The organism is Mycobacterium paraffinicum (assembly GCF_001907675.1).
GTDB classification, from domain to species: domain Bacteria; phylum Actinomycetota; class Actinomycetes; order Mycobacteriales; family Mycobacteriaceae; genus Mycobacterium; species Mycobacterium paraffinicum_A.
In genome coordinates this window covers 72,667-86,757 of the sequence record NZ_MPNT01000003.1, presented here as the reverse complement: position 1 = coordinate 86,757, position 14,091 = coordinate 72,667, and the positions used below count along the sequence as shown (strand labels likewise).

The window sequence follows — 14,091 nt, the reverse complement described above, 5'->3', positions numbered from 1 at the left end:
CGGGGCTTCTGCGTTCCCGTGCGAGGGATACGGCACGATGAGCGGGTGCCCGAAAATGGAAGCCGGAGGTGAAATCCGAGGATTCGCGAGAATCCGAGGACAGAGCCGACCCAACAAGCGAGGCAGCCGATCCCGATCTGCTGATCGATTTCAGAGACGTGTCGCTGCGCCGCGGCGGACACACCCTCGTCGGGCCGTTGGATTGGGCGGTCGAGCTCGACGAGCGCTGGGTCATCGTCGGCCCGAACGGGGCCGGCAAGACGTCGCTGCTGCGGATCGCGGCGGCGGCCGAGCACCCGTCATCGGGAGTCGCCTTCGTGCTCGGCGAGCGGCTGGGCCGGGTGGACGTGTCCGAGCTGCGCTCCCGGATCGGCCTCAGCTCGTCCGCTCTGGCGCAGCGGGTGCCCACCGACGAGGTGGTGCGCGACCTGGTCGTCTCGGCCGGTTACGCGGTCCTGGGCCGGTGGCGCGAACGCTACGAGGACGTCGACTACCGCCGGGCCGTCGACATGCTGGAGAGCCTGGGCGCCGAACACCTCGCGGACCGTAGCTACGGAACCCTGTCGGAGGGCGAGCGCAAGAGGGTGTTGATCGCCCGCGCGCTGATGACCGATCCCGAGCTGCTGCTCCTCGACGAACCCGCCGCCGGGCTCGACCTGGGCGGCCGCGAGGAGCTGGTGGCGCGGCTGGCCGACCTCGCGGCCGATCCCGACGCCCCGGCGCTGGTGCTGGTCACCCACCACGTCGAGGAGATCCCGCCGGGCTTCAGCCACTGCATGCTGCTGTCGGAGGGCAAGGTGGTCGCCGCCGGGCTGCTGACCGACGTGCTCACCGCGGAGAATCTGTCCACCGCCTTCGGCCAGTCGATCGCGCTCGACGTCGCCGACGGCCGCTATTTCGCCCGCCGCGTCCGCACCCGCGCAGCCCACCGGAGGCCGCTATGACGTCACCGACCGAAGAGGCACCGCTCGTCCCGAGGCCGGCGGCGACCGTGATGCTGATCCGCGACGACCCGCACGGCTCACAAACCGGGCTGGCCGTCTTCCTGATGCGCCGGCACGCCAAGATGGAGTTCGCCGCGGGCACGATGGTGTTCCCCGGCGGCGGCGTGGACGATCGCGACCGCAACGCCGATATCGCCTGGGCCGGGCCGCCGCCGCAGTGGTGGGCGGAGCGCTTCGGTATCGAGCCGGACTTGGCCGAGGCGCTGGTGTGCGCCGCGGCCCGGGAGACGTTCGAGGAATCCGGGGTGCTGTTCGCGGGGCCGGCCGGCCAGGGCCTTAGGGCACCGGACAGTATCGTGGGCGACGCCTCGGTGTACGCCGACGCCCGCCGCGCGCTCGCCGAGGGCACCCTGTCCTTCGCGGATTTCCTGCGCCGCGAAAACCTGGAGCTGCGCTCGGACCTGCTGCGGCCCTGGGCCAACTGGGTCACCCCCGAAGCGGAGCGCACCCGCCGCTACGACACTTATTTCTTCGTCGGGGCCCTGCCGGCGGGGCAGCGGGCCGACGGCGAGAACACCGAATCCGATCGCGCCGGTTGGACGACGCCCCAGGCCGCCATCGAGGACTTCTCCGCCGGGCGCTGTTTCCTACTGCCACCGACGTGGACCCAGCTGGATTCGCTGGCCGGGCGGACCGTCGCCGAAGTGCTGGCCGTCGAGCGGCAGATCGTGACCGTGCAGCCGCACCTGGAGATACAGGGCGACAACTGGGTGTTCGAGTTCTTCGACTCCGACCGCTACCACCAGGCGCGCGAAGCCGGCGGGATGGGATGGCGGCATTGAGCGAATTCGTCAGCACCGTGGTCAGCGACGGGTCGCAGGACGCCGGCCTGGCCATGCTGCTGCTGGCGCGGCCGCCGACGAACGCGATGACCCGCCAGGTCTACCGCGAGATCGTGGCCGCGGCCGGCGAGCTGGGGGAGCGCGACGACGTGGCCGCGGTCATACTGTTCGGTGGCCACGAGATCTTTTCGGCCGGCGACGACATGCCCGAGCTGCGGACGCTGAGCGCGCAGGAGGCCGAGACGGCGGCCCGGGCGCGGCAGCAGGCCATCGACGCCGTGGCGGCCATTCCCAAGCCGACCGTGGCCGCGATCACCGGCTACGCGCTGGGCGCCGGGCTGACACTGGCGCTGGCCGCCGACTGGCGCGTCAGCGGCGACAACGTGAAGTTCGGCGCCACCGAGATCCTCGCCGGACTGATCCCCGGCGGCGACGGCATGGCCCGGCTGACCCGCGCGGCCGGGGCGAGCAGGGCCAAGGAACTGGTGTTCAGCGGCCGGTTCTTCGACGCCGAGGAGGCGCTGACGCTGGGCCTGATCGACGAGATGGTGGCCCCCGACGACGTCTACGACGCCGCCGCGGGATGGGCCCGCCGCTTCCTCGATGGGCCGCGCGACGCGCTGGCCGCCGCGAAGGCGGGCATCAACGACGTGTTCGAGCTGGGTCCGGCCGACCGGGACGCCGCCGAGCGGCGCCGGTACGTCGACGTGTTCGCCGCAGGTCAGACCGGCGACGAGGACTCCGAACCCGGAGCCCGTTAGGCTGCCCTGCATGACGACGAGTTCGACCGATGCCGTTCCCAACCCGCATGCCACCGCCGAAGAGGTGGAAGCGGCCCGGCACGACAGCAAGCTGGCTCAGGTGCTCTACCACGACTGGGAGGCGGAGTCCTACGACGAGAAGTGGTCGATCTCTTACGACCAGCGCTGCGTGGACTACGCCCGGGACTGCTTCGACGCCATCGTTCCCGCCGAGGTGCAGCGCGAGCTGCCCTACGACCGGGCCCTCGAATTGGGCTGCGGCACCGGGTTTTTCCTGCTCAACCTGATCCAGTCCGGGGTGGCCCGGCGTGGCTCGGTCACCGACCTGTCACCGGGGATGGTCAAGGTCGCCACCCGCAACGGGCAATCGCTCGGGCTCGACATCGACGGCCGGGTCGCCGACGCCGAGGGAATCCCTTACGAGGACAACACCTTTGACCTGGTCGTCGGGCACGCCGTGCTGCACCACATCCCCGACGTCGAGCTGGCGCTGCGGGAGGTGGTCCGGGTGCTGCGGCCGGGCGGGCGGTTCGTGTTCGCCGGCGAACCGACCACCGTCGGCGACACCTACGCCCGCACGCTGTCCACCCTGACCTGGCGACTGGCGACCAACGTCACCAAGCTGCCGGGCCTGGACGGCTGGCGGCGACCGCAGGCCGAACTCGACGAATCCTCCCGCGCCGCGGCGCTGGAGGCGGTCGTCGACCTGCACACCTTTGAACCCGATGACCTGGAGCGGATGGCCGGCAACGCCGGCGCGGCCGAAGTGCAAACGGCCACAGTGGAATTCACCGCCGCCATGCTGGGCTGGCCGTTGCGCACGTTCCAATGCGCGGTGCCGCCCGGGCGGCTCGGCTGGGGCTGGGCAAAGTTCGCGTTCACCAGCTGGAAGACGCTGAGTTGGCTGGACGCCAACGTGTGGCGGCACGTGGCGCCGAAGGGCTGGTTCTACAACGTGATGATCACCGGGGTCAAGCCCTCCTGAGTGACGGCCTCACCTTCACCGCCGGGGACGTCCGGTATCTGCGGTCGGAAGCCGGTGCCGCCGCGCTGGCGGCGGTCGACGCGCTCGAGCTGACCGACGCGACCCGGGTCGCCGACGTCGCGGCGGCGCGGGCGCGATTCGGGGACCGGGCGGCGGTGTTGGTGGAGACGACGTTGTTGCGCCGGCGCGCCGCCGAGAAACTGGACGGGCTGGCCGCCGAAATCCCGGTGTCGAGCTGGCTGTTCACCGACGAGGCGCTGCAGCAAGCCACCGCGGCGCCGGTGGCGCTGCACCGGTCCAGGCGGCTCGCCGGGGCCGGAGCCGTCGTGCACGACGCCACCTGCTCGATCGGCACCGAGCTGGCCGCGCTGCGCGCGGTCGGGGTTCGGACGGTTGGCAGCGACCTCGATGCGGTGCGGCTGGCGATGGCGCGGCACAACCTCGGGGAGTCCGCCGTGCTCTGTCGCGCCGACGCGCTGGCGCCGGTGACCCGCGACGCCGTGGTGCTTGCGGACCCGGCGCGACGCGTCGGCGGGCGGCGCCGCTTCCGCATCGACGACTACCGCCCGGCGCTGGGCGCCCTGATCGACACCTTCCGAGACCGCGACCTCGTCGTAAAATGCTCTCCTGGAATAGATTTCGGCGAGCTGGATCGGCTCGGCTTCCGCGGCGAGGTCGAGGTGACGTCCTACCGCGGCGCGGTGCGCGAGGCGTGCCTCTGGTCGCCCGGACTGGCACAGCGCGGCGTCCGGCGACGCGCTAGCGTCCTCGATCGCGGCGAGCAGATCACCGACGCCGACCCCGACGACTGCCCCGTGCGGCCGGCCGGGCGGTGGATCGTCGACCCGGACGGTGCGGTGGTCCGGGCCGGGCTGGTGCGCCACTACGGCGCGCGGCACCGGCTGTGGCAACTCGACCCCGACATCGCCTACCTGTCGGGGGATGAGCTGCCGCCGGCGGTCCGGGGATTCGAGGTGCTCGAGCAGCTGGCCTTCGATGAGCGGCGGCTGCGCCAGGCCCTCGGGGCGCTGGACTGCGGGACGTTGGAGGTCCTGGTTCGCGGCGTGCGGGTGGACCCCGACGCGTTGCGGCGGCGGATCCGGCCGCGCGGCGGCCGGCCCCTGTCGGTGGTCATCACCCGCATCGGGTCGGGGGCCGCCGGGCGCGCGACGGCCTTCGTCTGCCGTCCGTCACGGTAGCGCCGGGTAGGCTGGTGCGATCGCTCTGCCAGGCGCCCAGCCCCCGCCTCACCTGCAAGGACAATAGAAGAATGCGTTTTCTGATAGCGGCCGTGGCGCTCGCATCGGCGGCCCTGTTGGGTTGGCCCGCGGCCGCCGCCCCACCGTCGTGTGCCAGTTTGGGCGGCACCGTCGAGGACGGCCAGATGTGTCGCGTGCGCGCCACAGGCGCCACCTACACGCTGAACATGGCGTTTCCCGCCGACTACCCCGACGAGCAGGCGCTGACCGACTACATCACGCAGAACCGGGACGGCTTCGTCAACGTCGCCCAGAGCTCGGGGTCGCGGGACCAGCCCTACCAGTTGGAGGCCACCACCGAGCAGCGCAGCTCGGGTCAGCCGCCGCACAACACCCGCAGCGTGGTGCTCAAGTTCTTCCAGGACCTCGGTGGAGCGCACCCCTCGATCTGGTACAAGGCCTTCAACTACAACCTCGGGACAAAGCAGCCCATCACCTTCGACAATCTGTTCGCGCCGGGCACGACGCCGCTGGACAGCATTTTTCCGATCGTCCAGCGCGACCTGACACGCCAGACCCCGTTGGGCGCAGCCATTTTGCCGTCGACCGGGCGCGATCCGACGCATTACCAGAACTTCGCCATCACCGACGACGAGCTGATCTTCTATTTCGCGCCAGGCGAGATCCTGCCGGCGTTCGCCGGGCCGGTCCAGGCCGAGGTGCCCCGCAACGCCATCCCGCCGCTGGCGCTCTAAACGGGGCCGGCCTGGAACTCCATGGCCACGGCGCCCGCGGCCAGCGCGACCTGCGCCAGACAACCGATGATCGGGACGAAGAAAGCGGTCCGGCGCTGGGCGAGGCGGCGGACCGCGACGAACAGGGTGGCAGCGAAGATGACGCCGCCTCCGCCGATGCCCAGCACCATGGCGCGATTGATCCACGCCGGGTCGCCGCACTTCTGGTAGCCGCACGGGTCGGTGGCCATGACGTAGACGCTGAGCAGGCCTATGGTGACCGCGACCAGGAAAGCCTGGACGGCGAGCAGCAGCACGGTCGCGGTGCGGTCCACCGCCGGATGGCGTTGGTCCCTCTTCGAGTACGCGGCGATCGCCGCCTGCATCTCGGTGTCGTCGGTGGGCATGGGCTCAGTATGTCCCGGTCACGCCGGCGCGAAACCGTACACCTGCCCGTCGCTGGTGGCGGCCGCCACGCGGCGATCGGTGCCGATCGACACCCCGATGGGATAGCCGGTGGCGGCCGGAAGGGGGTAACTGCCCTGCGTGTGGCCGTTGCCGGGATCGAACACGAGCAGCGACATGCCGGGCGCGCCGTTCGCGGCCGGTTCGCTGACGACGGTGTAGCCGACGCCGGCGCCGGCCAGGCTCGACGACGACAGCGGAACGACGTCGTCGCGGCGCCACGCCTGGTCCGCGTGATCGCCCGCGTCCTTGAACGCCACCAAGCGGGTGTCGGGGCCCCCGCCCGACACGATGAGGCCCGCGGGGGTGACCGCGGGCGGCGTCTGGGCCAGGAACCCCAGCGGCGCCGACCATTTCACCTTTCCGTCGGCGGCGCGCAACGCCCACAGCCGTTGGTCGCGGCCGTTGACGTAGACGGTCGCCCCGTCGGCGGACAGCACCGGGCTGCCGATGACGCCGACGGCGTCGCTGGTCCACTCGCGGGACAGCAGCGGCGTCTGTCCGGGGTGGTACTTCAGCCCGACCAGCGCCGCGGCCGGGGCGTCCGGCTGCCAGACGCCCAGCACCGCCGTCTGGCTGGCTGCCGAGAAGGCGGGCGCGGCGGCCACCGGGCAGCCCTGCCGGGCCGGCGCGCAATCGGCCAACCCGCGCGTCGCATCGGTGGGGTCGACGCCCTCCACGAGATCCATCGGGCTGCCGACCACCGCGCCGCGGTGGGCCTCGAAAACCAGCACCTGGCCCAGGTGCGTCGCGACCAGCAACTGGCCGTGCCCGAGAAACCTTGGGGTGGTGGGCATTCCGATGACCGGCTGCCGCCACCGCGTCCACTGCGTAACCGGGAAGGAGAGGAACGCGCCGGGCTGGCCGACGTAGAGGTTGTCGAACCCGTCGAAGAGGGGGCCCGCGAACCCGCCGCCCTGGAATAGCCGCACACACCAGCGTTGGCGGCCGTTGTTGTCGTTCTCCCACTCCATCAGCGAGCATCCGGCCGGGGTCTGCGCGTTGAGCGCCAGGTAGCCGCGCGCGCTCAGGGCCGGGCCCGCCGCCAGGCTGCCCTTGACCGAACGCGTCCACCGCAGCGAGAGCTTGGAGGCGCCGTTGGTGCCGGTGTAGCTGCTGTTGGCGGCGTCGCCGTATTGCGCCGGCCACCCGGCCGAGGCGGACGCCTCCACCCAGGAGTCGGTGTTGGCGCACCCGCCGAGCCCGACCGTGATCCCGGCCGCCAGCAGCGCGGATGACCAACGCCGAAGCCCACGCGGGAGATGTCGGTCAAGCACCTCGAATCCCAGATCCTTTTCCACGGCGTTCGGCATGAGCGGCCAGTGAGTACAGGTGAGGGTAACCCGTGACGACTCGGCTCTAGCGGATTGCCCACGGTTCTCGGCCGCCGCAAGCGCGCGCTAGGCTGTCCGGCCATGACGAGCATGTGGGGCGCACCGATCCATCGCCGCTGGCGGGGGTCGAATCTGCGGGACCCGCGCCAGGCCAAGTTCCTCACGGTTGCCTCGCTGAAATGGGTGCTGCGCAACCGCGCATACACACCGTGGTACCTGGTGCGCTATTGGCGGCTGCTGAAGTTCAAGCTGGCCAACCCGCACATCATCACCCGCGGGATGGTGTTCCTGGGCAAGGGCGTGGAGATCCATGCGACGCCCGAACTGGCGCAGCTGGAGATCGGGCGATGGGTGCACATCGGCGACAAGAACACCATTCGTGCCCACGAAGGTTCGCTGCGGTTCGGCGACAAGGTGGTGCTGGGCCGCGACAACGTCATCAATGCTTACCTGGACATCGAGCTCGGTGACTCGGTGCTCATGGCCGACTGGTGCTACGTCTGCGACTTCGACCACCGCATGGACGACATCACGCTGCCGATCAAGGATCAGGGCATCGTGAAGTCGCCGGTACGGATCGGGCCCGACACCTGGGTGGGGGTGAAGGTGACGGTGTTGCGCGGGACGGCCGTTGGGCGCGGTTGCGTGCTGGGGTCACACGCGGTCGTCCGCGGCGTGGTCCCCGACTACTCGATCGCGGTCGGCGCGCCTGCCAAGGTCGTCAAGAACCGCCAGCTCGCCTGGGAGAGCTCGGCCGCCCAGCGGGCCGAACTGGCGGCCGCGCTGGCCGACATCGAACGCAAAAAGGCCGCTCGTTAGAAGTTCGCCGCGCTCGCGATCACCGCTGGGCGGATGGCGGTGACCCGCAGCGCCCGGCTTCGCCGCGCTTGCGATCACCGCTGGGCGGATGGCGGTGACCCGCAGCGCCCGGCTTCGCCGCGCTTGCGATCACCGCTAGCTGGCGGGTTCTGGGTGGTCGTCGACCTTGAAGTCGAAGTTGACGTCGCCGGCGTCGACATTGGTGACGGTCACCGCGATGCCGTATTTGTCGGTGCCGTCGACGAGTTGGCACCGTAGCGTGGCGCCCTGAACGCCCTTCAGGTTGTCGGGACAGGTCACCGAGTCGGGCTTTCTGCCCACCTGCTGGGCCAGCTTGTTGCTGATGATGCTGGCGACCTGGTTCTTGTCGACCGTCTCGACCATGTCGAACTTGACGTCCTTGCCGTCCACGCTCGTCACGGTCACGTTGACGTTGAAGGTCTGGTTCTTGACCTTCATCTCGCAATTGAGTTGCGCCCCAACCTTCGCCGGCAAGTCGTCCGGGCAGTTCACCGAGTCGGGCTTGTTGCCCGCAGCGTCGGTCAACTTCGAGGTGATCTGACCGGCGACATCGCTCTTGCTGACCGAGTGCGACGAACCGACGGAACACGAACAGGCGTTCACGCCGGCCAGCAACCCCGCGGCGGCACCGGAGGCCAGCAACGTCCGAACGATGAAGGGTGTCATTTAGTGCCTCCCGAGCGGCTTGACAACTGCGAATCGGCTGATAATCGCATGCCAACCAGCTTCGGGTCAGGCGATTGAGCAAACATTCACGCACACGACCATTCGTTGCTGTGCAGGCAGTGATCAGATGTTCTGGTAACGCCGCAGCGCCTCGGCGCGCTCGGCGCCGTGGTCGACGATCGGGGCGGGGTAGTCCGCCGGCCGTTGGGCCTTGCGCAGGTGCGCGTCGTCCACGGAGCGCAGCTCGGGCACCCACCGCCGGATGTAATCCCCGGACGGATCGAACTTCTCTCCCTGCGTGGTCGGGTTGAACACCCGAAAGTACGGCGCGGCGTCGGTGCCGCAGCCCGCGCACCACTGCCACCCGTGCTGGTTGTTCGCCATGTCGCCGTCCACCAGTTGATCCAGGAACCACTCGGCGCCCCACTGCCACGGCAGGTGCAGGTCTTTCACCAGGAAGGAGGCGACGATCATCCGCACCCGGTTGTGCATGAAGCCCGTCTCCCGGAGCTGACGCATTCCCGCGTCCACCATCGGAAAGCCGGTCTCGCCGGCCTTCCAGGACTCGAAGCGGCTCTTCGCTTCGGCGCCGGTGTCGGTGCGGATGGAGTCGAACTGGCGGTTCCAGTTGCGCCAGGCGCTGGCCGGCCAATGGTGTAACACGTCGGCGTAGAAATCGCGAAACGCCAACTCGCGCAGGTACGCTTGCGCCCCGGCATGACGGAGATCGAGGTCGGCGGCCATGGTGCGGGGGTGGATGCTGCCGAACTTCAGGTGTGCCGACATTCGGCTGGTGCCGTGCAGATCGGGGCGGTTCCTCTCTTCGGCGTAGCGCTGTAACCCGTTGTCCATAAACGACTTCCACTGCTTGCGTGCCGCGGCCTCACCCGCGTCTAGGTCGAGCGTGGCGCCGGGGTCGGGGATCTCGGCCCGGTCGATACGTAGCCGCACCGGATCGAGCCAGCGCGCGGACCCGGCGCCCGATTTCGCCGGCGGCCGCCAGCCCGACTCGCGCCATTGCCGCAGAAACGGTGTGAACACCTGGTAGGGCGAGCCGTCCTTCTTGACGACGCGGCCCGGCGAGACCAGGTACGGCGAGCCCGTAGCCACGAGGGGGACCGAACCCAGTGCGGCACAGACCTGTTCGTCACGACGCTTACCGTACGGCGCGAAATCTACGGAGACGTGCACCGCCGACGCGGCGATCTCGTTGGCGATGCGCGGGATCAGCTCGTCGGGCCGCCCCCGCGTCACCAATAGCCGGCCGTCCAGGTCGTCACGCAACCGCCGCAGCGAGTCACCCAGAAACTGGAGCCGGCGGCGGCCGGAGGACGCCTCGAGCTTCGGGTCCAGCACGAAGCAGGCGAGCACCTCGCCGTCGTCGGCCGCGGCGTTCAGCGCCGGATGATCGCCCAACCGCAGGTCGCGACGGAACCATAACAGCGTCGGCATGATTCAGCGGTTCAGTCGCCAAACGTGGGTGGCCAGGACGGTCGCGAAGGAACACCACAGCGGGTACGCCGACAACGCCACGCCGGCCCGCGCGTCGACCCGCGCCGCCCGCCGCGCGAGGTCGGCGCTGCTGGCTGTCAGCACGGCGGCGGCGACCGCCGACGCGCCCAGTTTGTGGAAACCGAAGAAGAGCCAGCTCCATCCGGCGTTCAACGCGAGATTCACGCCGAGCGCCGCCGCGTAGCGGCGCGCCTCGTCCTCTCGTCCCGCCGCCCGAAAGCGTTCGATGGCCACTGCCGACGTGACCGCGATGTCGCCGTAGAGGGAGGTCCACGCCACCGGAAAGGCGGCGCTGGGCGGTTGGTACGCCGGCTTCCGCAGCCGCGCATACCAGGCGGGAGCGGCCTTGGCGTTGGCGACGGTGCCGGTCACCGCGGCGGCGGCGACGGCGAGGCTGGTGGCGGCAAGGGTCGACTTGTTCAAGGGGTGCTCCGTTCCGGTTGATTTCTGTCTGTGCTGCAGCGGCTTTGGTGGGTCTCGGCGCAGATGGCCACCAGATGCGGTCGCCGAGGAGGCCGAACAACGTGGGAATGACCAGGGTGACGGCAGCCAAAACGATTCCGGCACGATCACGGCGGCCGGCGCGACCAGCCCCGAGCGTCGTCCCGTTACGGCCGCGGCCGCGCGATCCCACACCACGACGAGAAGTATTTCAGTATGTTAAACATTAATCAACTGAAATTACTCACCGTTGCACATTGGCGGTACCCAATGAGGGGCACTATGGACATTATGGATGCGAGCGGGTGCGGCGTCGTCGCGCCGGGGTGCCTGCCGTGACGGCAGATCGGGCGCCGATGACCAGCCGCAAGCGGCGGCACATCGACGTGTGCCTCGCCGAGCCGGTCAATTACGAGCATGTGACCACCGGGCTGGAGCGTTACCAGTTGCCCTACAACGCCCTGACCCAGACCAGCCTCGATGACATCGACCTGTCGACCACATTCTTCGGCGCGGACCTATGCTTCCCTGTCCTGATCGGCGCGATGACCGGCGGCGCCGAGTTGTCGGGGACCATCAACAGGAATCTGGCCGCGGCCGCTCAAGAGCTCGGCATCGGGATGATGCTCGGCTCGCAGCGGATCATGCTGGACAGCGCGCTGGGCGAGCGGGCCGCGGGAAGCTTCACGGTGCGTGATGTCGCCCCGGATGTCTTGCTGTTCGGCAACATCGGGCTGGCCCAACTGACCAAGGCCGCCGTTCCCGATCTGGTGAAGGCCCTGTACCGGGTGGGCGCCGATGCGCTTGCGGTGCACACCAATCCGTTGCAGGAAGCGATCCAGCGCAACGGTGACACCGACTTCTCGGGCTCGTTGGCCCGGCTGCGGGATGCGGCCGACGCGATAGATTGCCCCGTGCTGCTCAAGGAGGTCGGCCACGGCATCGGCGGCGCGGCCGCCACGGCATCGGCGGCGCGGCCGCCGCGGAATTGGTTGGGGCCGAGGGGGATCTGCCGGTCGCCGGCATAGACGTCGCGGGCGCCGGCGGCACCTCGTGGTCGCGGGTCGAGCAACTCGTCCGCTACGGCGAGCTGCGGTATCCGCATCTGGCCGACTGGGGCATCCCGACGGCGCAGGCGATCGTGGAGGTGCGTGAGGTGCTGCCGGGCATTCCGCTGGTGGCTTCCGGCGGGATCCGTACCGGTATGGACGCGGCGAAGGCGATCGCGTTGGGCGCCGATGCCGTGGCGGTGGCTCGTCCCCTGCTGCCGGCAGCGATCGATTCGGCTGCCGCCGTCGTCGATTGGCTGCAGCCGTTCATCGATGAACTCCGCGTCTGCCTGCACGGCTGTGGCGCCGCAAGCCTTTCCGGCCTGCGCGCCGTCGACCTGACTCCCGTCCCATAGCCGCGCGCGACATGGCGGTGATACTGGCCTACGGGTCGCCGGCGCTGGGGCACCTGTTGCCGGCCGGCGCGCTGCTGGCCGAGCTCGCCGGCCGGGGTCACCAGGTGCACGCGCGCACCATGGCGGGTGGCGTCGCGACGATGCGCTCGGTCGGCATCCACGCCGAGCCGGTCGACCCGGCGATCGAGTCGATCGTCGGTGAGGACTGGCGCGCCCGAAACGCCTTGGGAGTGCTGAAGTTAACCATCGACGTGCCGTGCCGCCGCGCGGCGCTCGAAGTCGAGGACTTGCGACGTGCGGTGTCCGCCGTGCGGCCGGACGCGGTCATCGTGGACGCGAACTGCTGGGGGGCGATGTCGGTCGCGGAGGCAGGCGATATGCCGTGGCTGGTGTTCTCGCCGTTCACGCCGTACCTGCGGTCCCGCGGGGTTCCGCCGTTCGGTCCCGGGCTGCGTCCGTTGCCGGGCATCCTGGGCGAATTGCGCGACGCCTCGGTGCGGCCGATCGTCCGGTATCTGTTCGATCGTCCAATGGTGCCGCGCGTCAACGCAGTTCGCGCCGAGCTGGGGTTGTCGCCGATCGTGTCGGTCGACGATTTCGTGCGGCGGGCGCCGCTGCTGCTGGCCGTCGGCGGCGAGCCCTTCGAGTATCCCCACCCGGGATGGGTCGGCTTGGTTCACCACATCGGCGCCTGCGTATTCGAGCCCGCGCAGGCGCCCGCACCGGAGTGGGTCGCCGACATCAACCGACCGGTGGTGCTGGTGAACACCTCGTCGATCAGGCAGCCAGATGCCGCCCTCGGACGAATCGCGTTGCGGGCACTGGCCGACGAGCCCGTCCACGTGGTGGCGACGTTTCCGGCCGGTATACCGCCGGACCTCCCCAGGCCGGCCAACGCGACCATCCGCCGTTTCGTCCCGCACGCGGCGCTCTTGCAGCGAGCCAGCTGCGCCATCACCCATGGCGGGATGGGCACGACGCTGAAGGCCCTCGACCGCGGAGTGCCCGTCTGTGTCGTGCCGTTCGCGCGCGACCAGGCGGAAGTCGCCCGGCGTGTGGAGGTCGCCCGCTGCGGCACCCGCCTGGCGGCCAAGAGCCTCACGCCCGCACGGTTGCGGGCGAAGGTCCGCGCGGCGATGACGATGACGGACGGCGCCCGCCGAGTGGCCGCCGGGTTCGCCGCAACCGGCGGGGTGCAGCGCGGGGCCGAACTGATCGAGCAGCGGGTGCTCGGTTCCACTGCCCGGCGGCCGGTGTCCTAGGCGGGCCGGTCGCCGGTGCGCGCCGCGCGACGCCGGCCCCTGACGGGGGCGCGCTTCCCGTCCGTCTCGGGCGGTTTGCGGTCCGGCGTGGCGAGTTGCGATTCGAAGGTGGACATCGCCGCCATCATCGCCTGAAAAACGCGGTGTGCGGCGGTCAGATCGCGGTCGGGAACGTCGGCGAGGGCCTCGTGCAGGTGCGCACCGAGGGGGGTGAAGAACGAGCGCGCCAGTGCCATGCCCGATTCCTCGTAGCGCAGCAGGGTCTTACGCCGGTCGTCGGGATCGGGCTCGCGCCGCAGGTGGCCGGAGTCGATCATCCGATCCACCAGGTACGTGATGGCGGCGGGCGACACATCCAGTCGCTGCCGCAACTGCGCCGCCGTCAGCGGCGTTCCGGCCGTTTCGGCGACCATGATGTGCAACAAGGCGTGTAAGTCGGTGCCACCGACGTCATTCTGGCGGGCGAAGTGTCGGCCGATGCGGTCCGATTGCGCCGTGAGCGCACGCATGTCGGCCGACATCAACTTTTCGAGTTCGGCTCGGTCCATTCGCCGGTCTGCGGCGCCGCGCTTGGTCACTTATCGGTGTCCTTCTTGCGAGATTCGCCGACCAGCGTATCGGCGACCGCCACACGCGGCCCGCTAGCCCCGATAAGTGTCCCGCATTGGCACCGGATTGGTCAGCGAACACGCGGACGCCGA

Annotated in this window: 14 protein-coding genes and 1 pseudogene; 9 read left to right on the top strand and 6 right to left on the bottom strand. The window is 69.9% G+C overall.

The window, feature by feature from the left end:
- Window positions 1–68 precede the first annotated feature (68 nt).
- From BRW65_RS04975 to BRW65_RS04950, 6 genes are all read left to right on the top strand, one after another.
- Window positions 69–944, top strand: coding sequence for an ABC transporter ATP-binding protein (locus BRW65_RS04975; RefSeq protein ID WP_073871952.1), 876 nt, complete (start codon window positions 69–71; stop codon window positions 942–944).
- Window positions 941–1,786: an NUDIX hydrolase gene (locus BRW65_RS04970; RefSeq protein WP_073871950.1), complete on the top strand. Its 846-nt coding sequence runs from the start codon at window positions 941–943 to the stop codon at window positions 1,784–1,786. The genes BRW65_RS04975 and BRW65_RS04970 overlap by 4 nt, the downstream gene beginning before the upstream one ends.
- Window positions 1,783–2,547: an enoyl-CoA hydratase gene (locus BRW65_RS04965; protein WP_139272882.1), complete on the top strand. Its 765-nt coding sequence runs from the start codon at window positions 1,783–1,785 to the stop codon at window positions 2,545–2,547. Before BRW65_RS04970 ends, BRW65_RS04965 begins: the two co-directional genes overlap by 4 nt.
- A 10-nt stretch (window positions 2,548–2,557) precedes the next feature.
- Complete coding sequence (locus BRW65_RS04960) at window positions 2,558–3,532, top strand: class I SAM-dependent methyltransferase (RefSeq protein ID WP_073871947.1); 975 nt, start codon at window positions 2,558–2,560, stop codon at window positions 3,530–3,532.
- The gene (locus BRW65_RS04955; RefSeq protein ID WP_084187729.1) at window positions 3,490–4,731 is read left to right on the top strand and encodes a class I SAM-dependent methyltransferase; all 1,242 of its coding nucleotides are present in this window, start codon (window positions 3,490–3,492) and stop codon (window positions 4,729–4,731) included. Before BRW65_RS04960 ends, BRW65_RS04955 begins: the two co-directional genes overlap by 43 nt.
- Before the next feature lie 71 nt (window positions 4,732–4,802).
- Window positions 4,803–5,486, top strand: a complete 684-nt coding sequence (locus tag BRW65_RS04950) for an esterase (protein WP_073871944.1) — start codon at window positions 4,803–4,805, stop codon at window positions 5,484–5,486.
- Here BRW65_RS04950 and BRW65_RS04945 read toward each other — a convergent pair.
- Window positions 5,483–5,872, bottom strand: coding sequence for a DUF6264 family protein (locus BRW65_RS04945; RefSeq protein ID WP_073871942.1), 390 nt, complete (start codon window positions 5,870–5,872; stop codon window positions 5,483–5,485). The genes BRW65_RS04950 and BRW65_RS04945 overlap by 4 nt on opposite strands.
- An 18-nt stretch (window positions 5,873–5,890) precedes the next feature.
- Entirely contained in the window at window positions 5,891–7,243 is a 1,353-nt protein-coding gene (locus BRW65_RS04940) for a PQQ-binding-like beta-propeller repeat protein (RefSeq protein WP_432206397.1), read from the bottom strand.
- 102 nt (window positions 7,244–7,345) lie between these two features.
- On the opposite strand from BRW65_RS04940, the gene BRW65_RS04935 reads away from it, so the two are divergent.
- Entirely contained in the window at window positions 7,346–8,083 is a 738-nt protein-coding gene (locus BRW65_RS04935; protein WP_073871940.1) for an acyltransferase, read from the top strand.
- Window positions 8,084–8,218: 135 nt separating this feature from the next.
- On the opposite strand, the gene BRW65_RS04930 is transcribed toward BRW65_RS04935, so the two are convergent.
- The 3 genes from BRW65_RS04930 to BRW65_RS04920 all read right to left on the bottom strand — a co-directional run bounded on the left by BRW65_RS04930 (window position 8,219) and on the right by BRW65_RS04920 (window position 10,705).
- Window positions 8,219–8,770 carry a DUF4333 domain-containing protein gene (locus BRW65_RS04930; RefSeq protein WP_073871938.1) on the bottom strand — a complete coding sequence of 184 codons (552 nt, stop codon included), beginning with the start codon at window positions 8,768–8,770 and terminating at the stop codon, window positions 8,219–8,221.
- A gap of 123 nt (window positions 8,771–8,893) precedes the next feature.
- Window positions 8,894–10,222: a cryptochrome/photolyase family protein gene (locus BRW65_RS04925; RefSeq protein ID WP_073871936.1), complete on the bottom strand. Its 1,329-nt coding sequence runs from the start codon at window positions 10,220–10,222 to the stop codon at window positions 8,894–8,896.
- A gap of 3 nt (window positions 10,223–10,225) precedes the next feature.
- Window positions 10,226–10,705, bottom strand: coding sequence for a TspO/MBR family protein (locus tag BRW65_RS04920; RefSeq protein WP_073871934.1), 480 nt, complete (start codon window positions 10,703–10,705; stop codon window positions 10,226–10,228).
- A 374-nt stretch (window positions 10,706–11,079) separates the two neighbouring features.
- Here BRW65_RS04920 and fni point away from each other — a divergent pair.
- Both fni and BRW65_RS04910 read left to right on the top strand, forming a co-directional pair.
- Window positions 11,080–12,128: pseudogene (gene fni, locus BRW65_RS04915) on the top strand (type 2 isopentenyl-diphosphate Delta-isomerase).
- 11 nt (window positions 12,129–12,139) lie between these two features.
- Window positions 12,140–13,390 (top strand): glycosyltransferase, encoded by a 1,251-nt coding sequence (locus BRW65_RS04910; RefSeq protein WP_073871932.1) that lies wholly within the window; start codon window positions 12,140–12,142, stop codon window positions 13,388–13,390.
- Here BRW65_RS04910 and BRW65_RS04905 read toward each other — a convergent pair.
- On the bottom strand, window positions 13,387–13,968 hold the full coding sequence (locus tag BRW65_RS04905; protein ID WP_073871930.1) for a MarR family winged helix-turn-helix transcriptional regulator: 582 nt from the start codon (window positions 13,966–13,968) through the stop codon (window positions 13,387–13,389). The genes BRW65_RS04910 and BRW65_RS04905 overlap by 4 nt on opposite strands.
- Window positions 13,969–14,091 lie beyond the last annotated feature (123 nt).